Here is a 21,157-nt window from a genome sequence, read left to right as displayed (position 1 = left end):
CAACTCGTCATTGCGAGGAGCTCTTGCGACGAAGCAATCCGGACTATCTCCGTGGGACGCATTTCCGGATTGCTTCGCTTCGCTCGCAATGACGGGTGGAGAGAGCTAACTCAGCACCCCCACCACCGCCCCCATCAGGCACGTCGTCAGCGTCCCCGATACGATCGACTTCAGCCCGAGCGCGTTGATCTCCTCGCGCCGCTCCGGCGCCATCACACCCAGCCCGCCGATCATGATGCCGAGGCTGGCGAAGTTGGCGAAGCCGCACATCGCGTAGAGCATGATCAGGCGCGAGCGTGGATCGAGCGTATCGGGCGGCAGTTTCGAGAAGTCGACATAGGCGATCAGCTCATTGAGCACGGTCTTGGTGCCCATCAGGCTGCCGGCCGTTACCGCCTGGTCCCACGGCAAACCCATCAGCCAGCACACCGGCGCCATGACAAGGCCCAGCAGGCGCTGCAGCGAGATCGCGGCGCCGCCGATGTTTGGCAAGAGGCCGAGGATGGCGTTGACGAGGTAGACCAGCGCCACGAGCACGAGGAGCATCGCGACGATGTTGAGCAACAGCTCGAGCCCCGCGCTCGTGCCTTTCACGATCGCATCCATCGTGCTCGCGACCTCCATCTCCGGATCCTCCAGCGCGCCGCCGGTGCGCTTGTCCGAGGTCTCCGGCACCATGATCAGGCTGACGAGGATCGCGGCCGGCGCGCCCAGCACGGAAGCGATGACGAAATGCGCGGCCGCATCAGGAATAAGAGGAGCAAGGAGCGTCGCATAGAGCACCAGCACGGTGCCGGCGATGCCGGCCATGCCGCCGGTCATGACCAGGAACAATTCGCTGCGGGTCATCTGCGCCAGATACGGCCGCACGAACAGCGGCGCCTCGACCATGCCGAGGAAGATGTTGGCGGCGGTCGAGAGCCCGACCGCGCCGCCGACGCCGAGCGTCCGCTCCAGCAGCCAGGCCATGCCGCGCACGATCGGCGGCAGCACGCGCCAGTAGAACAGCAGCGTCGTCAGCACGCTCATAACCAGCACGATCGGCAGCGCCTGGAACGCCAGGATGAAGTCCGCGCCGGGCACCTTCAGGTCGAAGGGCAGGGTGCCGCCGCCGATATAGCCGAACACGAAGGCGGAGCCTGCGCGCGAGGCCGCCGAGATCGCGCCGACCGCATCGTTGATGGTGCCGAAGGCATGGGCGACGACCGGCAGTTTCAGCAGCACGACCGCGGTGACGAAGGTCACGGCGAGGCCGATCGCCGCCTGGCGCAGCGAGACCGCGCGGCGATTCTCTGCGAGCGCGAAGGCGATCAGCAGCAATGCGAAAATGCCGAGTGCCGATTGCAGGCGAAGCATGATGTCCCCAAACCCCCAATGATTATGGCCGCGCCTGCGTTGCAAAGGCAATGCCGACAGGCCGCGGAAGCGCCCCGTTGTTGACAAGCGGACCCGTCTCAGCCACGCGGGGAGACCCATCGAGATAAGGGGGCGGACCGCCCGAGGTGACCGAAAAGGCGATGCCAGAGCAGCCAATATCCCAAAATCCGCCGGTCAGCGCCGGCGCGCTCCTCGCCCACCGCGCCTTCCTGTACTTCCTGCTCTCGCGCAGCCTGTCGCGCTTCTCCAGCCAGATCGCCGCGGTCGCGATCGGCTGGCAGATCTACGATCTCACCGGCTCGGCCTTCGACCTCGGGATGGTCGGGCTCGTGCAGTTCCTGCCGACGGCGCTGCTCGTGTTCGTCGCCGGCCACGCCGCCGACCGTTTCGAGCGCAAGCGTGTGGTCCAGCTCTGCCAGCTCGTGGAAGCCCTGACGGCGCTTTATCTCGGCGTCATCACCTATCTCGGCGCGGTCAGCGAGGTGCAGATCTTCATCGCGACCTTCGTGCTCGGCATCGCCGGCGCGTTCGAGAGCCCGACCACCGCCGCGCTGCTGCCGCTGATCGCGCCGCAGGGATCGCTCCAGCGCGCCACGGCGGTCGCGAGCGGTGCGGGGCAGGTCGCGACCATCACCGGTCCCGCGCTTGGCGGTTTCGCCTACGCGATCGCGCCGCATCTCGCCTATGCCGTGATGCTGCTGTTCTGGATCGTGGGGATGATCCTTACCGGCTTCATCCGGCCGCGTCCGCAGGCGGTGGCCAAGGACATGGACGATGCGGACAATATCTTCGCCGGGGTCCGCTTCATCCGCAGCAATCCCGCGATCCTCGGCACCATCTCGCTCGATCTGTTCGCGGTGCTGTTCGGCGGCGTCACCGCGCTCTTGCCGATCTATGCCCGCGACATTCTGCAGACCGGCCCGGTGGGTCTCGGTGTGCTCCGTGCCGCGCCTGCGGTCGGCGCGCTGCTGATGACCATGGTGCTGGCGCGCCACGCCATCTCGCGCCATGTGGGCCTGCGCATGTTCCAGGCCGTGATCGTGTTCGGCCTTGCCACGATCGTGTTCGCGCTGTCGTCCTGGATGTGGCTGTCGGTGCTGTCGCTCGCGATCCTCGGCGCGGCCGACACGATCAGCGTCGTGATCCGCTTCTCGCTGGTGCAGCTGTCGACGCCGGACGAGATGCGCGGCCGTGTGGGCGCGGTGAATTTCCTGTTCATCAACGCCTCCAACCAGCTCGGCCAGTTCGAGAGCGGGCTCACGGCGGCACTGTTCGGCACCATGCCCGCCGCCGTGCTCGGCGGCATCTGCACGGTCGCGGTGGCGCTGTTGTGGATGAAACTGTTTCCGACCCTGCGGCAGGTGGAGAGCTTGGAGTAGGCCCCCGCTCCCTCCACGTCATTACGAGGAGCTCTTGCGACGAAGCAATCCAGAATCTCGCCGCGGAGGCAGCCTGGATTGCTTCGCTGCGCTCGCAATGACGATTGTTGAGATAGCGTGGTGACTTAGGTCACGTCACCCCCGCAGCCGAGCAGCAGCAGGCGCCACTTGACGCCTACTGTGCATGGGGTTGTTTTCGCAGTTTTCTGTTCAACCCCGTCCGACGAACGGCATCTTGGTCGCCATGACAGTCATGGTCAGCACGTTGGCATCGAGCGGCAGGCCGGCCATGTAGGCGACGGCATCGCCGACCGCCTTGGCGTCCATGCGCGGCTCGTGCTTGGTGGTGCCGTCGGGCTGCAGCACGCCGGGGCCGTTGACCATGCGGTCGGTCATCGGGGTCGCGGCATTGCCGATGTCGACCTGGCCGACCGCGATGTCGTACATGCGGCCGTCGAGGTTTGAGGCCTTGGTGAGGCCGGTGATGGCGTGCTTGGTCGAGGTGTAGGCGGCAGAGAACGGCCGCGGCGCATGCGCCGAGATCGAGCCGTTGTTGATGATGCGGCCGCCGCGCGGGCTCTGGTCCTTCATGATGCGGAAGGCGTGCTGGGTGCACAGGAACGGGGCGGTGAGGTTGGTGTTCACCACCGCCTGCCACTGCTCGAGGCTGAGGTCCTCGAAGTTCACGGCGGGTGCGCCCATGCCGGCATTGTTGAAGAGCACGTCGAGGCGGCCATAGGTCGCCTTCACCTTGTCGAACAGCGCGGCGATCTGGTCCGGCTTGGTCATGTCGGCGGTGATACAGAGGCTCTTCCCCGCGGGGCCGAGCTTTGCGGTTTCCTCGAGCATCTCAATTCGGCGTCCGACCAGCACCACGGTGAAGCCGGTATTCATCAGCGCCAGCGACGCCGCGCGCCCGACACCGGTGCCGGCGCCCGTAACCACTGCGATTTTTTTTGCTTCACTCATCGTTCCTGCCTCTTCTCTTAAGCTGTCAGGTTTTGGGTTCTTTTTCGTTCTTATAGGGCGGGCGCGGGATGTTCTGATGCGCGGCGCGTAAGGCCGCCGACCAGCGCGAGCGCAGATCGTGGAAATAGGGCTCGCCCGCCTCGATGCGGTGGTTGAGATCGGCCTCGCAGGCGTCCGTGCGCACCACCAGGACATCAATCGGCAGGCCGACGCCGAGATTGGACCGCATGGTCGAGTCCATCGAGATCAGGCCGGTCTTCAGCGCCTCGTAGAGCTCGACGTCGTAATGCATGGCGCGGTCGAGCACCGGCTTGCCGTATTTGTGCTCGCCGATCTGCAGGTAAGGCGTATCCGTCGTGCACTCGATGAAATTGCCGGCGGTGTAGACCATGAACAGGCGCATGCGCGCGCCCTTGATCTGGCCGCCGAACAGGAAGGAGACGTCGAAGGAGACGTCCTCTGACTTCAGCGCCGGGCCTTCGGTCGCATGCACCGCCCGGATCGCCCGGCCGATGCGCTGGGCGGCCTGGAACATGGTCGGCGCGTTCATCAGCGTCTCGATCTCGCCCGTATTGGGGTCCTCGAGGCCTTCGGTCAGCGTGGACAGCACCGACTGGCTGATGGCGAGGTTGCCGGCGCTGGCGATCGCCATGATGCGGTCGCCGGGCTTGGAGAAGATATGCAGCTTGCGGAAGGTCGAGACGTTGTCGAGGCCGGCATTGGTGCGGGTATCGGCGATCATCACCAGACCGTCCCGAACCAGGATTCCGCAGCAATAGGTCATTTCCAGTCCCCGAACGCGTTTGCGCGGAATTACTAGCGAATTTCAGGGAAGCATGAAACCCCCGATTCCCGCGGAAAGGGTCGTCATTCCGGGGCGCGAGGAAGTCGCGAGCCCGGAATCCATTCATCCACTAACCTTGCCGTCCGATGTATTCCGGGCTCGCGCGGCGCGCGCCCCGGAATGACGGGACGGAACGGCTTGGCTTTCCCACCTCAATCCGCGCTATCGACCAGAAACGCCGCATCGACGGGGACGCCGAGGGCCGTGACCAGCCGGTTGGTCTCCGCGGCCATGCCGACGATGGCGAGCAACTCGCCATATTCGGCCGCGGTCATGCCCTTGGCCCGGGCGCTCGCAGTGTGCGAATGGATGCAATAGCTGCAGCCATGCGCGACCGATACCGCGACATAGAGCATTTCCTTGACCTTGGGATCGAGCGCGCCCGGCGCCATCACCTCCTTGAGGCTGTCCCAGGTCCGCCGCAGCGTCTTGGGATCATGCGCCAGCGCGCGCCAGAAATTGTTGATGAAATCGGACTGCCGCACCTTGCGGATGTCGTCGAAAACGGCGCGCACCTCGCTGGAGAGTTCGTCGTCCGAAAGCAGTTTTACAGTTGCCATGAGGGCCTCGCGGGATCGGGTCTGATCCCGCGAGTTTAGCACGGCTGATGCGCTCAGGCGGCATCCTCGGCCGAGCGGCGCAAGGCGAGCTTGCCGACGTCGACATACTGCCGCTGCTGCGCATGGGCGTGCTGGGCTGCGACGTGAATGTCGCGCAGGCGCCGCTGCAGCGGCGATGTGTCGTAGACCGCGCTGCTTCCGGCCAGCGCGAAACAGGCATCCGCGATGCCGACGCAGGTCGTGGCGAGCCAGGTCGCCGATCGAGCCCCTTCGATCACGAGGTCTTCGTTGTTCAGCGTGCCGGACTGCGCGTGGCGCCAATGGCCGGCAACCTGGACCTCGTGAAAGCCCTGCGCGGCGCCGAGGTCGGCGGAGATCCGGCCGAGTTCGTACTGGAAAGTCTCGGACTCCCGCATCGGGACCGCCGCATATAATTGCTGCCGCCCTGTATGCGCCAGCGCGAGCAGGTCATCGACCATGCCCTCGGCGAGGCCCACCGAGAACGCGCCGTGAAGCAACGGCAGCCATTGCCGTAGTGCTTGATAAAGCGGACCCGACTGACGCGGGGCGGCCTCGAGATCGAAGAAATTGGCCTCGGGAACCAGCGTCTCCCGTAGCGTGACGTGATGGCTGCCGGTGCCCTTGAGCCCCGCCGCGTGCCAGGTGTCCTCGACGTCCCAGTCGCGCGCCGGCAGCGCAACGACGCGAAGCAGCGGCTTGCCCTGTGGGCCGGGGATCGGTTTGCCGTTTTCGGTGACGATGCAGAACCCGCCGATCCAGTCGGCATGCGTGCAACCGCTGGCGAACGGCCAACGGCCCTTGACCCGATAGCCGCCCGACACGCGTTCTGCCGTTCCACCCGGCTGGGATGAGCCGCAGATCGCAGTATCAGGTCCGTCCTGATAGATGCGCTTGTACAGTTCCGCGGGTGAGGCTGCGACGAAGAGGCTGCTGGCTCCGGCGACAACCGCGATCCAGCCGATCGAGCCGTCGAGACGGGCGAGCGCCTTGATGACCTCCAGTCCGGCGGGAAAATCGAGCTCCAGTCCGCCTTCGCTCCGCGGGACGAACATGCGAAAGATCCCGATCGATCGCAGCCGTTCCACGAGGTCGGGCGGGATGCGGCGTGCAGCTTCGATCTCTGCGGTGCGTGCCGTGATCTCGGGTGCCAATTCCCGGATGCCCACAAGCATGGCTTTGTGGGGATCGCGCAGTGCGAAGTGGTCGCTGAGTCTTTCTTGAAGCCGCATCTGTCTCAACCTCTGTTGCGGGAACGGATCGCAACGGAGGTTGAACAGACAATGCTACGGCGCGGCTTCAACGCGGCGGTCGTCGGTTACGGCTGTAACGCTGCTAGCTCTGGCGCTGGGACTGCGATTGCGATTGGCCGCCGCGGCCGGCCTGTTCGACCTTGACCGCGACTGTCAGCGTCTCCGCGCCGCCGCCATAGCGGGTGCCGCGCACGGGGGCCGCCCCGAGATAATCGAGGCCGATGGCGACGCGGACATGGGCATCGGTGGTGCAGATGCAGTTGGCGGGATCGAAGCCGACCCAGCCGAGGTCGGGGACATAGGCCTCCGCCCAGGCATGGCCGGCATCCTGATGCACCGTGCCGTCGGAGCGCAAGAAGTGGCCGGAGACGAAGCGTGCCGGCACGCCGCCGGTGCGGGCGCAGGCGATGAAGATGTGCGCGTAGTCCTGGCAGACGCCGCGCTTGAGCGCGAACGCCTCCGCCGCCGAGGTGCCGCTGTTGGTCGGGTCCTCGTCGAAGGTCATGTGGTCGCTGATCTCGCTCATCAGCGTGTGCAGGAAGCCGAGCGTGTCGCTCTCGGCCTCGCTGCGCAGCTGCCGTGCGACCGCCGCCATCGCCGGATTCACCGAGGTGAGGTCGGTGGCGCGCAAGAACATGCCGGCCGGAAAGCGCTCGTCGGCGCCGCGCAGCACGCCGCCGGTGTCGTGGGTCTCGATCAGCCCTTCGGCGGTGATCCTGATGTCGCCGACGGGCCCGCAGGACAGCACATGGGTGACGTTGCCGAAGGCGTCCTCATGGGTGTCGAGTCTGGTGTCCGTGGAGACGTCGATCTGCCACTCCGCCACATATTGTCCGTCATGGCTGCACGGCGTCATGCGCAGGATCTGGATCACGCTGGTGGCCGGCGGCTCGTAGCGATAGGTCGTGGTGTGCTGGATTCGCAGGCGCATGGTGGACCATTGTTCTGGCGTCGTCACTCCGGAGCGATGCGCCAGCATCGAACCCGGAATCTCGAGATTCCGGTCTGATCCTTCGGACCATCCCGGAATGACGGCGTCTATCAGATCAAATACTGCTTCGTGATGATTTCGCCCAGCCTGGAATTGTCCGCAATGAATTCCTGAATGAATTCATGCACGCCATGCTGGAAAATGTCGTTCATATTGCTGTGTTCCAGCCGGTTGCGGATGCCGCGGGCGTGGCGCTGGGCCGGACCCTGGCGGCCATAGGCAACGCCGATCTGGTCGAGGTTGCGCACGAGATTGCCATAGCAGCTGGCGAGCGAGCGCGGCAGCGTGTCGTTGAGGATCAACAGATCCGCGATCAGCCACGGCTTCAGCGTCTCGCGATAGACCCAGTGATAGGCCGTCAGTGCTGAGACCGAGCGCAGGATCGAGCTCCACTGGTAGAAGTCGAGCGGCCCGCCGACATGCTCTTCCTCAGGCAAGAGCACATGGTACTTCACGTCGAGGATGCGGGCGGTATTGTCGGCGCGCTCGAGATGCACGCCCATGCGCGAGAACCAGTAGGCGTCGTTCCGCAGCATGGTCCGGTAGGCCGAGCCGTCGAAGCGCAGCGAGGTCTCCTGCACGAAGCGCAGGAATTTGGCGAGGTCCTCGCGCGTCGAGGTGCCCTTGCTCCAGACCGCCTGCAGCTCGATCCAGGCCGAGTTGATGGTGTCCCACATCTCGCTGGTGAGCGCGGTGCGCACCGAGCGCGAGTTCAGCCGCGCCGCCTCGATGCAGTTCCGGATCGAGGACGGGTTGTTCGGCGAGAACGAGAGGTACTCCACGACGTTGTGCTCGTTGGCTTCCTCATAGGTCTGATAGAAGCTCGCGGCGACGCCGGCCGTGAGCAGCGCCGAGTCCCATTCGTTGGTCTTGCCGATATAGGCGGCGGGAAGCGCGGTGACGCGCAGCGTCGCATCGATGGTGCGCGCGAGATATTCGGCCCGTTCGACATAGCGGGCGAGCCAGTAGAGGTTTTCGGCGGTACGCGACAGCATCTCTCTACTCGTCCAGAATCCAGGTGTCTTTGGTGCCGCCGCCCTGGCTCGAATTCACCACCAGGGAGCCTTCCTTCAGTGCGACGCGGGTGAGGCCGCCCGGCACGATCGTGGTGCTCTTGCTGCCGGTGAGCACGAAGGGGCGAAGGTCGACGTGGCGCGGGGCAAGGCCCGACGCCGTGCAGGTCGGGCAGGTCGAGAGCGCCAGCGTCGGCTGGGCGATAAAACCTTCCGGCTCGCGCTTGAGCTTCTCGCGGAAGGCCTCGATGGTCGCCTTGGTCGCGGCCGGGCCGATCAGCATGCCGTAGCCGCCGGAGCCGTGCACCTCCTTGACGACGAGCTCGCCGAGATTGTCCAGCACATAGGCGAGGTCCTTCGGCTCGCGGCAGCGCCAGGTCGGCACGTTCTTCAGGATCGGCTCCTCGCTGAGATAGAACTTCACGATGTCCGGCATGTAGGAGTAGATCGCCTTGTCGTCGGCGATGCCGGTGCCGACGGCATTGGCGAGCGTGATGTTGCCGGCCGCATAGGCCGACATCAGCCCGGGCACGCCGAGCACGGAGTCGGGGCGGAAGGTGAGGGGATCGAGGAAATCGTCGTCGACGCGGCGGTAGATCACATCGACCCGCTTCACACCCTCGGTCGTCCGCATGAACACTTCATTGTTCTTGACGATGAGGTCGCGGCCCTCGACCAGCTCGATGCCGAGCTTGTCGGCCAAGAACGAGTGCTCGTAATAGGCGGAGTTGTAGACGCCCGGCGTCAGCAGGGCGACCGTCGGCTCGCCGGATGCGCTTTGCGGCGCGACCGAGCGCAAGGCCGCGAGCAGCTCGTCCGGATAGCGCTCGACCGGCGCCACCCTGTGGCGGGCGAACAGGTCCGGAAACAGCCGCATCATGATCTCGCGGTTCTCCAGCATGTAGGACACGCCGGAGGGCGTGCGCGCATTGTCCTCCAGCACAATGAAGTCCTCGGCGTCGACCCGGACGATGTCGATGCCGGCGATGTGCACGTAGACGTCGTGCGGCACCTGCTGACCGTTCATCTCGGGGCGGAAGACCGGATTCTGGAAGATCAGATCGTCGGGGACAACCTCGGCGCGGAGGATGTCGCGACCATGATAGATGTCGCGCAGGAACATGTTCAGCGCCTTCACGCGCTGCTTCAGGCCCTTCTCCAGCAGCGCCCATTCCTTGGCGGACATGATCCTCGGGATCACGTCGAACGGGATCAGGCGTTCGGTGGATTCGGAGTCGCCGTAGACCGCGAAGGTAATGCCGATCCGGCGAAACAGGAGCTCGGCTTCCTGGCGGCGATATTCGAGCGCCTCCGGAGGCGTCTCCTTGAGCCAGCGCGCCAGCTCCTGGTAGGCGGGGCGAAGGTCCCCGCCGGGAATATTCATTTCATCAAACGCGACTGCCATAGATCCCGACTTGTCTCCCTGGCCATGCGGCAAGAGTGCATGACTTTCATGTGGTAGCAAGGGCCGGGCCAGCGCGATAAGCATGGACTGGCAGGATTTAGCGGGGACGGACGGCGGCTTGCCTGAAAAAATGGCTGAGGACTGCTTATTTCGGCAGCAAAACCGCGTGACTTCAACGCGTTACCTCGGCAAAGTCGGTGCCACAGGTGAGGGACAGAGTTTATGAGCGAGATCGTCACGGCGGGCATTCTGGTCATTGGGGACGAAATCCTGTCGGGCCGGACCAAGGACAAGAATATCGGCTTCATCGCCGAATATCTGACCAATATCGGCATCGACCTGAAGGAAGTCCGTGTCGTCTCCGACGACGAGGCCGACATCATCGCCGCGTTGAATGCACTGCGGCATCGCTACACCTACGTCTTCACCACCGGCGGCATCGGGCCGACCCATGACGACATCACCGCCGACAGCGTCGCCAAGGCCTTCGGCGTCGGCATCGACCATCACCCGGAGGTGGTCGCCCGCTTCCGCGAGCGCTGGAGCGAGCAGGACCTCAACGAGGCCCGCCTGCGCATGGCCCGCATCCCCGATGGGGCCGAGCTGATCCAGAGCGCCACCATCCTCGCCCCCGGCTTCAAGATCGGCAATGTCATCGTGATGGCCGGCGTGCCCTCGATCATGCAGGCGATGATGGACATCGTCTCGCCCAAGCTGAAATCGGGCGTGCGCATGCTCTCCGAATCGGTTCGGGCCAATGCGCGGGAGGGTGACATCGGCAGCCCGCTGCGGGCGATCGCCGCCGCCCATCCCGACACCATCATCGGCAGCTATCCCTTCATGGACGAGGAGCAGAAGCCAAACACCAACCTGGTGGTGCGATCGCGCGATGCCGACAAGCTCGCGGCGGCGATGGCCGCAGTGAAGGAAATGCTGGCGGGATTGAACATCACCCGCTAGCACCAAGTTGCCGGCGGACGAATGGCAGGAGACGACGATGGCGGGTGAAGCACCGGAACTGAGTGCGCAGGAGCGGGCGGGCAAGGCCTTTCCGGTCTCGTGGGACCAGTTCCACCGGGATTGCCGGGCGCTGACTTGGCGGCTCAACGAGGTCGGTCCGTTCCACGCGGTCATCGCGATCACCCGCGGCGGCCTGGTGCCGGCCGCGATCGTCGCGCGCGAGCTCGGCGTGCGCGTGATCGATACGGTCTGCATTGCGAGCTACGACCACAACAAGCAGGGCGAGCTGCAGGTGCTCAAGGGCATTTCCGAGGCGGCGATGAAGCTCGGCGGCGGCACCGGCAAGGGGCTTCTGATCGTCGACGACCTCGTCGACACCGGCAAGACCGGCAGGATGGTGCGCGAGATGCTGCCCGACGCACATTTCGCTACCGTGTACGCCAAGCCGATGGGACGTCCGCTGGTCGACACCTTCATCACCGAGGTGTCGCAGGACACCTGGATCTTCTTCCCCTGGGACACCGCGCTGTCCTACCACCCGCCGCTGCGCGACGGGGCGGCGTGATCGCCGTCGTTGCGAGGAGCGAAGCGACGAAGCAATCCAGACTGTTTGCGCGGATGCATTTCTGGATTGCTTCGCTTCGCTCGCAATGACGGGCGGAGGCGGCCATGCCTCTGCAAAACCGCGTCACGCCGACCGGCGACGTCATCGCGACGCCGCATCGCGGGATGTTCACCGGCAACCGCGGCATCATCCATGATCCCGCGACGAAGACGCTGCTGAAGAAGCGCTGGTCGACATCGGCGTGGATCACCTGCCTATGCGAATTCCGGGGATGGCGGCGGCCGGTGATGGCGCGTCGGAGCTGGACCGAGCTGTTCTTCCTCGACGAGGCCACCGCCTTTGCGGCCGGGCACCGGCCCTGCTTCTTTTGCCGCCGCGACGATGCCAAGCGCTTTCGCGCCGCGTGGGAGAAGGGCAATGGTGTGAGCGGCATCAGCGCGAAGGCAATGGATGTCGTTCTGCATCAGGAGCGGCTCGATCGTGGCAGGAAACGGCTGCACGAATTGCCGATGCCGCTCGCGCAATTGCCTGATGGCGCAATGGTGCAGCAGGGTGACGAGAGCTTTCTGGTGACGCAGGGCAAGGCGTTGCGGTGGTCGTTCGCGGGCTACGCCCCGCATGCACCCGCCCTCGATCGTCCGATGTTGCTGACGCCGCCGTCCACGCTGCGTGCGATCATCGCCGGATATCAGCCGGTGCTGCATCCGACGGCGCGCAGCTAGCGCAGCGACTTGCCTTCTTCATCGACGGTCATCCGGGCATCGCGCAGCGCCCATTCGCGGATCACCTGTCGGCAGCGGGTCAGCTCGGCTTCGCTCGCGGCATGCGCATCCGTCGATGCCCGTTCGACCATCGCCTTGCAATTGACGAGCACGGAGCGGTCCTCCGCGCGCGCCGAAGCCGCGGTCGCAACGACTGCCGCGGCGAGGATTGCCGGCCGGATCATCGCCGCTACGAGAGCCTTTCGCGCGCCAGCGCCGCGCCGGCGCCGAGCGCCATCAGCTTGGCTTCGGCGATCTCGCGCCGCATCGGCGCCATGCCGCAATTGGTGGTGGCGATGATGTTGCTCTTGGGAACGAATTTCGACACCGCGTCGATCACCTTGACGACGTCCTCGGCGGTCTCGACCGTATCGCTGGCGACATCGATCACGCCGGCCTGCACGATCTTGGTCTTCAGGAGCGCGAGCAGGTCGAGCGGCACTTTCGAATTGCGGCACTCGATCGCGACCTGCTGGATCGGACTCGCGTCGATCGCGGGGAAGATCTGCTCATACTGCCGCCATTGCGCGCCGAGCGTCTCCTTCCAGTCCGTGTTGGCCTTGATCCCATAGCCGTAGCAGATGTGCACGGCGGTGGCGCAGGTGAGGCCCTGCGCGGCGCGCTCCAGCGCCTTGATGCCCCAGTCGTTGACCTCGTCCATGTAGACGTTGAAGGCGGGCTCGTCGAACTGCACGAGATCGACGCCGTCGGCCTGCAGCGCCTTGGCTTCTTCGTTCAAGAGCTCGGCGAAGGCGAACGCCATCTTGACGCGGTCGCCATAATAGCGGTCGGCAATGGTGTCGATGATGGTCATCGGGCCGGGCAGGGTGAATTTCAGCTTCTTCTTCGTATGCGTGCGCGCGACGCGCGCCTCGAAGGCATGGACGCGGTCCTTCAGCCGGAGCGGCGCGACCACCTGCGGCACCATTGCCTTGTAGCGGTCCTTGCGGATGCCCATCTCGACCTTGTGGGCGAAATCGATGCCCTCGATCTTCTCCAGAAAACCGTGCACGAAATGCTGCCGGGCCTGCTCGCCCTCGGTGACGATGTCGATGCCGGCGTCCTCCTGGATCTTCAGCCAGATCAGCGTCGCGTCACGCTTGGCGCGGGCGAGCTCGTCGCCTTGGGACTTCCAGGGCGCCCAGAGCATGTTGGGCTCGGCGAGCCATTCCGGTTTCGGCAAGGAGCCGGCGATCGTGGTTGGAAACATCATGGCGGCTCTCCCGGCAGGTTCAGTTGCGCCCCTTCCTGCCATGTCCTAACGTCGAGGTACAGAACAACGAAAGTCGCTCTCTATTCCAGCGGCGGCGACAGGGAAGGCGCAAAAGGAAAGGTCAATGGAAAGGTCATGATCGACCTCTATTACGCACCGACGCCGAATGGCTGGAAAATCTCGGTCATGCTGGAGGAACTCGGGCTTCCCTATAAGGTGATCCCCGTGAATATCCGCGCCGGCGAGCAGTTCAGCCCTGAATTTCTGGCGCTCTCCCCGAACAACCGGATCCCCGCGATCGTCGATCATGAGCCGGCCGACGGCGGCGCGCCGTTCTCGGCGTTCGAGACCGGCGCGATCCTGATCTATCTCGCGGAGAAGACCGGTCGTTTCTTGGCCAGCGATTTGCGCGGGCGCTCCACCACCATCCAGTGGGTGATGTGGCAGATGGCGGGCCTGGGGCCGATGCTCGGCCAGCACGGCCATTTCGCGCTTTATGCGGCCGAGAAGATCCCTTACGCGATCGAGCGCTATCGCGACGAGGCGGCGCGGCTCTACGGCGTGCTCGACCGGCAGTTGGCCAAGACCGGCGCCTATGTCGCCGGCGACTATTCCATCGCCGACATCGCCTGTTTTCCCTGGACCATGACCCACAAGGCGCAGGGCTTTACGCTCGACGACTATCCGAGCGTGAAACGCTGGTACGCCGAGGTTCGGGCGCGGCCGCAGGTGCAGGCCGGGCTTGCGATCGGAAAATTCGTGAAAGAGCCGTTCGACGAGGAATCACGCAAGATCATGTTCGGCCAGCGTGCGAAGGAAGTGTTGGGAAAGCGGTAGGCTGTTCGCCACAACCGTCATTGCGAGGAGCCCTTGCGACGAAGCAATCCAGGCTGTTTCCACGGATGCATCTCTGGATTGCTTCGCTTCGCTCGCAATGACGGGTGAGAGAGCGGGACACACGAGACACAAGGAAAACGCCATGATCGAATTCTTCTTCGACTGTTCCAGCCCCTGGACCTATCTCGCCTTCCACAACATCCAGCCGCTGGCCAGGGAGTGCGGTGCCGGGATCGTCTGGCGACCGATCCTGGTCGGCGGCATCTTCAACACCGTCAATCCGAGCGTCTATGCACAGCGCGAGAAGCCGGTGCCGCTGAAGGCGCGCTACATGAAAAAGGACCTCGCCGATTGGGCGCGCTCGGCGGGCCTGTCGATCAAGATGCCGCCGACGGTGTTTCCGGTGAACAGCGTCAAGGCGATGCGCGGCTGCATCTGGTTGGGTGCGGACACGGTGCCGTTCGCGACCGCCGTGTTTGAGACCTATTGGGGCGAGGACAAGGATATCTCGCAGGACGCGGTGCTGGCCGGGATCTGCAGCAAGGTCGGCATCGATGAGCAGAAATTCTTTGCCGGCATCTCCGAGCAGGGCATCAAGGACCAGCTCAAGGCCAACACCGAAGAGGTCGTGGCGCGCGGCGGCTTCGGTTCGCCGACGATTTTTGTCAACAAGACCGACATGTATTTCGGCAATGACCGCTTGCCGCTGATCCGCGAGGCCCTTGAGCGCAACAAGGCGAGCGCGGCCTGATGGTGCGCGCTGTCGTCTGCCGCGCGCTTGGTGCGCCCGAGACCTTGGGGTTGGAGGAGTTTCCGTCGCGCGCCCTGAAGCCGGGCGAGGTCCGCGTCGCGATCCGCGCCGCTGGGCTCAATTTTCCCGACGTGCTGATGGCGGCCGGCGAATATCAGCTCAAGCCCGAGCTGCCGTTCACGCCCGGCATGGAGGCTGCCGGCGACGTGACTGAATTGGGCGCGGAGGCGAGGGGCGTCGCCGTCGGGGACAAAGTCATCGTCAAGATGCGCCATGGCGCGTTTACCGACGAGGCCGTGGTGACGCCGTCGCAACTCACCCCTAAGCCGTCCACCTTCGACTATGCGGAAGCTGCGACCTATCTCGCCGGTCACGGCACGGCCTATCACGCGCTGATCGATCGCGGCCGGGTCGAGCCGGGCGAGGTGCTGCTGGTGCACGGCGCCGGCGGCGGCGTCGGCCTTGCCGCCGTCGAGATCGGCAAGTTGCTGGGCGCGACCGTGATCGCAACGGCCTCCAGCGACGACAAGCTCGCGATCGCGAAATCGCGCGGTGCCGATCATCTCATCCGCTACGATCGCGAGCCGTTTCGCGACGCCGTCAAGCGCATCACCAACGGCCGCGGCGCCGACGTCGTGTTCGACCCAGTGGGCGGCGAGGTGTTCGAGAACTCGATGCGCTGCATCGCCTGGGGCGCGCGCCTCTTGGTGATCGGCTTCACCGGCGGCATCGGCTCGGCGAAGACCAACCTGCTGCTGATCAAGGGCGCCAGCGTTCTCGGCGTGCGCGCCGGCGAGGCGGCACGGAAAAACCCCGCGCTCGGCGAAGTGCGCCTGAAGGCGCTCTTGCGGTGGGCGGAGGAGGGCAAGCTGCGCCCGAACGTCTCGCACCGACTGCCGCTAGCGGAGTTTGCGAAGGCGATGCGGCTATTGATCGATCGCAAGGCGATCGGACGCGTGGCGCTGGTGATGGAGTGACCTCCACCACAGTCATTCCGGGGCGCCCAAAGGGCGAACTCTGGTGCGCAATTGCGCACCAAAGAATCTCGAGATCCTCAGGTGCGAAAGTGCGCACCATAGTTCGATGCTTCGCATCGCCCCGGGATGACGCTTCGCGTCACTTGTACTCCCGCTCCGTCCACCACGGGAAATAGTCCGGCATGTCCGTCGACACCTTGTTCTTGAACTGCGCGGGACGCTTCTCCAGGAACGACACCACGCCTTCCTTGACGTCGTCCGAGCGGCCGCGGGCGTAGATGCCGCGGCTATCGACCTTGTGCGCTTCCATGGGATCGTCGGCGCCCATCATGCGCCACATCATCTGGCGGATCAGCGCCACCGACACCGGCGCGGTCTTGGCCGCGAACTCTTTTGCCAATTCGCGAGCGGTCGGCAAGAGATCGTCGGGCGGGACGACCTTGCTGACGAGGCGGCCGGCGAGCGCTTCCTGCGCCGGGAAGACGCGGCCCGAATAGCACCATTCCAGCGCCTGCGAGATGCCGACGATGCGCGGCAGGAACCAGCTCGAGGCGGCCTCCGGCACGATGCCGCGCTGGGAGAACACGAAGCCGAAGCGCGCGGCCTCCGAGGCAATGCGGATGTCCATCGCGAGCTGCATGGTGACGCCGATGCCGACCGCAGGGCCGTTCACCGCCGCGATCACGGGCTTGAGGCACTTGAAGATGCGCAAGGTCACCTGGCCGCCGCCGTCGCGCACCTGCGGATCGCTGTAATCGACCTTGCCGTCGGCGAAGCGCTTCACCGGCCCGCGCCGCGCGTCGCGGTCGAAGGTATCGGCGCCGGAGGAGAGATCGGCGCCCGCGCAAAAGCCGCGGCCGGCGCCGGTGACGATGATGGCGCGGACATTGTCGTCCTTGTCGGCGGCGTCGAACGCGTCGATCAGCTCTGCTTGCATCTGCGCGTTGAAGGCGTTGAGCTTGTCGGGCCGGTTCAGCGTGATGGTGAGGATCTGCTCTGAGACCTCATATTTGATCGTCTCATACGCCATGGTGGTTTCCTTCCCTGTCATTCTTGAATCAATTCTGTCATTGCCGGGCTCGACCCGGCAATCCATCTTTTTTGAAGAGGATGGATGCGCGGGTCGAGCCCGCGCATGACGATTTGTGCTGAGACGCTGGATGCGTGCTCAACGAGCCGGTGGCTTCGGCCAGGGTTTCTGTGCGCCGCGCAGGCCTTCGAACGCCTTGGCCATGCCGAGCACGCCGATGTCGTCGAAGCGGCGGCCGACGATCTGCACGCCGATTGGAAAACCCTTGGCGTCGAAGCCGCCATTGACGGAGACGGCCGGATTCTCCGACATATTCCACGGCACGGTATAGGCGATGTGCTCGAACGGCTTCATGGGATCGTTGGTCGGTGAGGCCCACTCCGCCGGATAGTTCACGTTCGGCGCGGTCGGCGAGATCACATAGTCAAGCTCGCAGAACAGCTTTGACGCCGCGGCGCGGATCGCCATGGTCTGGTTGAAGCCGCGGATGACATCCACACCCGAGAGCTTCGCACCGGACTCGCCCCATTTGAAGATGTAGGGCAGCACCTTGGCCTGCTCGCCCGGCGTCAGCTTCGACAGATCGTCCCACATCCGCGCGCGCCAGAAATTGTCGAGGCCGTCGAGCATCTCGCGGGTGAGGATGCCGTCGACTTCCGTCACGACTGCACCCGCGGATTCAAATGCCTTCGCGGCCCTCACCGCGACCTCGCGCACCGGCTTCTCCAGCGCCAGGCCGCAGCCGGGATCGAGCATCAGGCCGATGCGCAGCTTTCGCGGCGACTTCTCCAGTCCCTTCCAGTTCAGCGGCTCGGCCGGCAGGCTCATGCCGTCGCGTCGGTCGGGCTTTGCGATCGCGCTCATCATCAGTGCGCAATCATCGACGGTGCGGGTCATGGGGCCGGCGACGCGGCCGACATAGGTGGGATCGATCGGCACGCGGCCGAAGCTCGGCTTCAGGCCGACGAGTCCGCACCAGCCGGCGGGCAGGCGAACCGAGCCGCCGATATCGGTGCCGAGATGCAGGGGACCATAGCCGGCCGCGGCAGCGGCGCCCGCGCCGGCGCTGGAGCCGCCGGGGTTCTTGCTGAGGTCCCAGGGATTGCGCGCCAGCGCATGGAAGCTGGAGAGACCCGAGGACAGCATGCCGTAATCGGGCATGGTGGTTTTCGCGAAGATGATCGCGCCGGCTTCGCGCAGCCGCGCGGCGGGCGGGGCATCCTTCTCTGCCGGCACCAGCTTGACGCTGGCCGCGCCCAGCGGCACCGGCACGCCCTTGGTCGCGATGTTGTCCTTCACCGTCACAGGCACGCCGTCGAGCGCGCCGGACGGCTCGCCGCCGGTCCAGCGCGCGGTCGAGGCCTTTGCGGCCTCGCGCGCGCTTTCGGGATCGAATGCATAGAGCGCCTTGAGGTGCGGCTCCCACGCAGCGACATGCGCGAGCACGTCCTCCAGCACCTCGCTCGGCGAGAATTGCTTGGCGCGATAGCCCGCGATCAGGTCGACCGCGGAAAGATCGTGCAGCGAGGTGACCGCCTCCTCGGCGCTCTTTTTATGCATTGCTAGCCTACCGGCATGCGCGTTTCGATGATGCGGGCGAACATGCTGGCGCCGATCGGCAGGATCTTGTCGTCGAGCACGAAGCCGGGATTGTGCACGGGCACCGAGCCGTCGTGGCCGACCCAGAAATAGGCGCCGGGAATGGTCTCCAACATGTCGGCAAAATCCTCGCTGCCCATCTTCGGCTGGGTGCGCGTGATCACCTTGGCGGGGTCGACGACGGTGCGCGCGACGTCCTCGACCACCTTCGACTGCTCGACCTGGTTGACAAGCACGTTGAAGGTATCGCGGATGTCGACGTCGATGACGCATTGGTAGGCGTTTGCGATGCCGGCGCAGATGGTTCGGATGCGTTCGCTCACCAGGGTGCGGACTTCCTTCGAGAAGGTACGGATGGTGCCGCAAAGATGCGCGTCGCCGGGAATGACGTTGTAGGCGGAGCCCGCATGGATCTGGGTGATCGACACCACCGCGGCCTGCAACGGCTCGACGTTGCGGCTGACGATGGTCTGGATCGCCTGCGCCAGCGTGGTTGCGATGATCACCGCGTCCTTGGAACGCTCGGGCATCGCGCCATGCGCGCCATAGCCGGTGATGCGCAGGTCGAAGAAATCGGCGCTGGCCATCGCCGGGCCGGGCAGGATCGCGATCTCGCCGTGGTTGAGGTCGGGCGCGTTGTGCAGGCCGTAGAGCTCGTCACACGGAAACTTCTCGAACAGACCGTCCTTGATCATGGCGCGGGCGCCGCCGAGGCCTTCCTCGGCCGGCTGGAAGATCAGATGCACGGTGCCGTCGAAGTTCCGGGTTTCGGCGAGATAGCGCGCGGTGCCGAGCAGCATGGTGGTGTGGCCGTCGTGGCCGCAGCCGTGGAAGCGGCCGGGGATCTTCGAGCTCCATTTCAGGTTGGTGTTCTCTTCCATCGGCAGTGCGTCCATGTCGGCGCGGAGGCCAATGCGCTTGCTGCCCGAGCCCTTGCCCTTGATGACGCCGATCACGCCGGTGCCGCCGAGGCCGCGATGCACCTCGATGCCCCAGCCCTTCAGCTTGTCGGCGACGATGCCGGAAGTGCGCACTTCCTCGAAGCCGATCTCGGGATGGGCGTGGAGGTCGCGCCTGATAGCGGTGAGTTCGTCGGCATAGCCGTCGATGCGGTCGATCGTGGGCATGTGTCCTGTCCGGTTAGCGTGAGGGAGGATTGAAAACGGGGCCGTTCGGCTTGATGCGGATGCCCGGGCGCAGACGCGTCCAGGGCAGCGAGGCGGTATCGGCCGGCATCGCGCCCGGCGCGGCGCAGATCATCAGCTTTTCCGCAATCGGTTCGAAATCGGCGCGGAAATGCACCGAGCTCTTGTTGACCAGGATCTTCTCCTGCGTCGGCTCGATGCCGACATAGCGGTACATCGCCTGGTCAGCGAGCTGGGCCTTGTGCGAGGAGACGACGACCCGGACGTTGCCGATGCGCAAGGCTGCGGAGGGGCCCATCTCCATCTCGCGGCCGCCGTAATAGGGGCCGGGTGCGATGAAGCGGCCGTCGGAGAGCTTTTCGACGACGAAGGTCTCGCGATAGGGCTCATCGCCGGGAATACCGGACTTGCCGCCGAGCGATAGCGTCACGGTGGCGCCGACGCCGGCCGCATGCGCGGCCTTCGCCGACTCCGGATCATAGATGGCACCGGTCGCAGCGCTGGCCTTGTTGCGCACCAGCGCGCGCAGCATGCCGGTGGTGTCGGAATCGCCGCCGGCGCCGGGATTGTCCTGGGTGTCGGCGATGATGATCGGCTTGCTGGCGCCCTTCGAAAGTTCCATGGCGTGGCGGACGCCGTCGTCGGGCGTCCAGATCTTGCCGTCGAAATCGTCCTCGTGGCTTTCGATCAGCTTGACGATGGCGTCGGCCGCACGGTCGGCATCTTCCTGCGTCTTGCCATAGGCGAACACGCTCGGCCCGCAATCGCGGAAATCGGCGGCAGGGAAGCCGGGCGCGAAAGAAAGGGTTGGAACCGCGTCGCTCTCCCACGCGGCGAGCTCTTCGTAGATACCTTTGGTCGGAAAGTCATTGGTGCATTGCCAGCTGATCGCGATCAGGAAAGGCAATTGCCGGAACGACTTTGCGAAACGCTGCTTCGTCTTCAGCAGCAGCGCGAGATGCTTTGCGCAGGCGCGGCCTGTGTCAGCCATGTCGACATGCGGATAGGTGCGGTAGGCGATCAGCGCATCCGCATGTTCCATCATTGCGGGCGTGACATTAGCGTGCAGGTCGAGGCTTGCGACCAGCGGGACATTCTTGCCGATGACGCGGCGCACACGCGCCAGGATCTCGCCTTCACCATCGTCGAGATGCTCCGTGACCATCGCGCCGTGCAAATCGAGATAGACCGCATCGATCGGGCCCGCGGCCGCGATGCCGTCGACCATCACCTTCACGATGCGCTCGAAGGCGTCCTTGGTGACATGTGCCGACGGGCTCGCCCCGCAGGCGATGGTCGGAATGAGTTCCCAGCCGTTCGCCTCCGCGCTGTCGACGAAACCGGCAAGGCCGACATTGATGCGGCGCATCACCTTCAGGACGTCGGCACCTTCAGTCATCGCCGGCCAGCCGCCGCCATGCTGGAAGTCCGCGAACGTCGCCTTTGTCGGCGCGAAGGTGTTGGTCTCGTGCAGGAAGCCGCCGACCGCGATACGTGTCATTCAATCCAG

At 65.1% G+C, this 21,157-nt stretch carries 21 protein-coding genes; 7 read left to right on the top strand and 14 right to left on the bottom strand.

Annotated features, from left to right (window positions below; all coding sequences use genetic code 11):
* Window positions 1-105 precede the first annotated feature (105 nt).
* Window positions 106-1,356: a NupC/NupG family nucleoside CNT transporter gene (locus tag A5906_RS38635; RefSeq protein ID WP_080134263.1), complete on the bottom strand. Its 1,251-nt coding sequence runs from the start codon at window positions 1,354-1,356 to the stop codon at window positions 106-108.
* Window positions 1,357-1,517: 161 nt separating this feature from the next.
* Between A5906_RS38635 and A5906_RS38630 the strand changes: the two genes are divergently transcribed.
* Window positions 1,518-2,756 (top strand): MFS transporter, encoded by a 1,239-nt coding sequence (locus A5906_RS38630; protein ID WP_080134385.1) that lies wholly within the window; start codon window positions 1,518-1,520, stop codon window positions 2,754-2,756.
* Window positions 2,757-2,966: 210 nt separating this feature from the next.
* Here the strand turns inward: A5906_RS38630 and A5906_RS38625 are convergent, their stop codons facing one another.
* The 7 genes from A5906_RS38625 to A5906_RS38595 all read right to left on the bottom strand — a co-directional run bounded on the left by A5906_RS38625 (window position 2,967) and on the right by A5906_RS38595 (window position 9,809).
* On the bottom strand, window positions 2,967-3,725 hold the full coding sequence (locus A5906_RS38625) for an SDR family oxidoreductase (RefSeq protein ID WP_080134264.1): 759 nt from the start codon (window positions 3,723-3,725) through the stop codon (window positions 2,967-2,969).
* Window positions 3,726-3,750: 25 nt separating this feature from the next.
* Window positions 3,751-4,509 carry a proteasome-type protease gene (locus A5906_RS38620; protein ID WP_057740901.1) on the bottom strand — a complete coding sequence of 253 codons (759 nt, stop codon included), beginning with the start codon at window positions 4,507-4,509 and terminating at the stop codon, window positions 3,751-3,753.
* A 212-nt stretch (window positions 4,510-4,721) separates the two neighbouring features.
* Window positions 4,722-5,129 carry a carboxymuconolactone decarboxylase family protein gene (locus tag A5906_RS38615; RefSeq protein WP_080134265.1) on the bottom strand — a complete coding sequence of 136 codons (408 nt, stop codon included), beginning with the start codon at window positions 5,127-5,129 and terminating at the stop codon, window positions 4,722-4,724.
* Window positions 5,130-5,182: 53 nt separating this feature from the next.
* Entirely contained in the window at window positions 5,183-6,322 is a 1,140-nt protein-coding gene (locus A5906_RS38610) for a flavin-dependent monooxygenase (protein ID WP_245326602.1), read from the bottom strand.
* 160 nt (window positions 6,323-6,482) lie between these two features.
* Complete coding sequence (locus A5906_RS38605; RefSeq protein WP_080134267.1) at window positions 6,483-7,331, bottom strand: transglutaminase family protein; 849 nt, start codon at window positions 7,329-7,331, stop codon at window positions 6,483-6,485.
* A 110-nt stretch (window positions 7,332-7,441) separates the two neighbouring features.
* Window positions 7,442-8,386: an alpha-E domain-containing protein gene (locus A5906_RS38600; RefSeq protein WP_080134268.1), complete on the bottom strand. Its 945-nt coding sequence runs from the start codon at window positions 8,384-8,386 to the stop codon at window positions 7,442-7,444.
* Window positions 8,387-8,390: 4 nt separating this feature from the next.
* Entirely contained in the window at window positions 8,391-9,809 is a 1,419-nt protein-coding gene (locus tag A5906_RS38595; RefSeq protein ID WP_080134269.1) for a circularly permuted type 2 ATP-grasp protein, read from the bottom strand.
* Window positions 9,810-10,031: 222 nt separating this feature from the next.
* Here A5906_RS38595 and A5906_RS38590 point away from each other — a divergent pair, with 222 nt between their 5' ends.
* The 3 genes from A5906_RS38590 to A5906_RS38580 all read left to right on the top strand — a co-directional run bounded on the left by A5906_RS38590 (window position 10,032) and on the right by A5906_RS38580 (window position 12,056).
* Window positions 10,032-10,769, top strand: coding sequence for a competence/damage-inducible protein A (locus tag A5906_RS38590; protein ID WP_080134270.1), 738 nt, complete (start codon window positions 10,032-10,034; stop codon window positions 10,767-10,769).
* A 37-nt stretch (window positions 10,770-10,806) separates the two neighbouring features.
* Window positions 10,807-11,334: a xanthine phosphoribosyltransferase gene (gpt, locus tag A5906_RS38585; protein ID WP_080134386.1), complete on the top strand. Its 528-nt coding sequence runs from the start codon at window positions 10,807-10,809 to the stop codon at window positions 11,332-11,334.
* 104 nt (window positions 11,335-11,438) lie between these two features.
* Window positions 11,439-12,056 (top strand): hypothetical protein, encoded by a 618-nt coding sequence (locus A5906_RS38580; protein ID WP_080134271.1) that lies wholly within the window; start codon window positions 11,439-11,441, stop codon window positions 12,054-12,056.
* Here A5906_RS38580 and A5906_RS38575 read toward each other — a convergent pair.
* Both A5906_RS38575 and A5906_RS38570 read right to left on the bottom strand, forming a co-directional pair.
* Window positions 12,053-12,280, bottom strand: a complete 228-nt coding sequence (locus A5906_RS38575; protein WP_080134272.1) for a hypothetical protein — start codon at window positions 12,278-12,280, stop codon at window positions 12,053-12,055. The genes A5906_RS38580 and A5906_RS38575 overlap by 4 nt on opposite strands.
* 5 nt (window positions 12,281-12,285) lie before the next feature.
* Window positions 12,286-13,308, bottom strand: a complete 1,023-nt coding sequence (locus tag A5906_RS38570) for a methionine synthase (RefSeq protein WP_080134273.1) — start codon at window positions 13,306-13,308, stop codon at window positions 12,286-12,288.
* A gap of 135 nt (window positions 13,309-13,443) precedes the next feature.
* Here A5906_RS38570 and A5906_RS38565 point away from each other — a divergent pair, with 135 nt between their 5' ends.
* The 3 genes from A5906_RS38565 (at window position 13,444) to A5906_RS38555 (ending at window position 15,873) form a co-directional block, all read left to right on the top strand.
* Entirely contained in the window at window positions 13,444-14,145 is a 702-nt protein-coding gene (locus A5906_RS38565; protein WP_080134274.1) for a glutathione S-transferase N-terminal domain-containing protein, read from the top strand.
* A gap of 142 nt (window positions 14,146-14,287) precedes the next feature.
* On the top strand, window positions 14,288-14,896 hold the full coding sequence (locus A5906_RS38560) for a 2-hydroxychromene-2-carboxylate isomerase (RefSeq protein WP_080134275.1): 609 nt from the start codon (window positions 14,288-14,290) through the stop codon (window positions 14,894-14,896).
* Window positions 14,896-15,873: an NADPH:quinone oxidoreductase family protein gene (locus tag A5906_RS38555; protein WP_080134276.1), complete on the top strand. Its 978-nt coding sequence runs from the start codon at window positions 14,896-14,898 to the stop codon at window positions 15,871-15,873. The genes A5906_RS38560 and A5906_RS38555 overlap by 1 nt, the downstream gene beginning before the upstream one ends.
* Before the next feature lie 139 nt (window positions 15,874-16,012).
* Here the strand turns inward: A5906_RS38555 and A5906_RS38550 are convergent, their stop codons facing one another.
* The 4 genes from A5906_RS38550 to A5906_RS38535 all read right to left on the bottom strand — a co-directional run bounded on the left by A5906_RS38550 (window position 16,013) and on the right by A5906_RS38535 (window position 21,148).
* The gene (locus tag A5906_RS38550) at window positions 16,013-16,903 is read right to left on the bottom strand and encodes a crotonase/enoyl-CoA hydratase family protein (protein ID WP_080134277.1); all 891 of its coding nucleotides are present in this window, start codon (window positions 16,901-16,903) and stop codon (window positions 16,013-16,015) included.
* A 138-nt stretch (window positions 16,904-17,041) separates the two neighbouring features.
* A complete protein-coding gene (locus tag A5906_RS38545) occupies window positions 17,042-18,463 on the bottom strand; it encodes an amidase (RefSeq protein ID WP_080134278.1) in 1,422 nt (473 codons plus the stop codon).
* 2 nt (window positions 18,464-18,465) lie between these two features.
* Entirely contained in the window at window positions 18,466-19,629 is a 1,164-nt protein-coding gene (locus A5906_RS38540; RefSeq protein WP_080134279.1) for a M20 aminoacylase family protein, read from the bottom strand.
* Window positions 19,630-19,642: 13 nt separating this feature from the next.
* Complete coding sequence (locus A5906_RS38535) at window positions 19,643-21,148, bottom strand: M81 family metallopeptidase (RefSeq protein ID WP_080134280.1); 1,506 nt, start codon at window positions 21,146-21,148, stop codon at window positions 19,643-19,645.
* Between the last annotated feature and the right edge of the window lie 9 nt (window positions 21,149-21,157).

The organism is Bradyrhizobium sacchari, from assembly GCF_002068095.1.
GTDB lineage: Bacteria > Pseudomonadota > Alphaproteobacteria > Rhizobiales > Xanthobacteraceae > Bradyrhizobium > Bradyrhizobium sacchari.
Note: the sequence above shows the minus strand (reverse complement) of the source record. Positions and strands in the feature narration are given on the sequence as shown.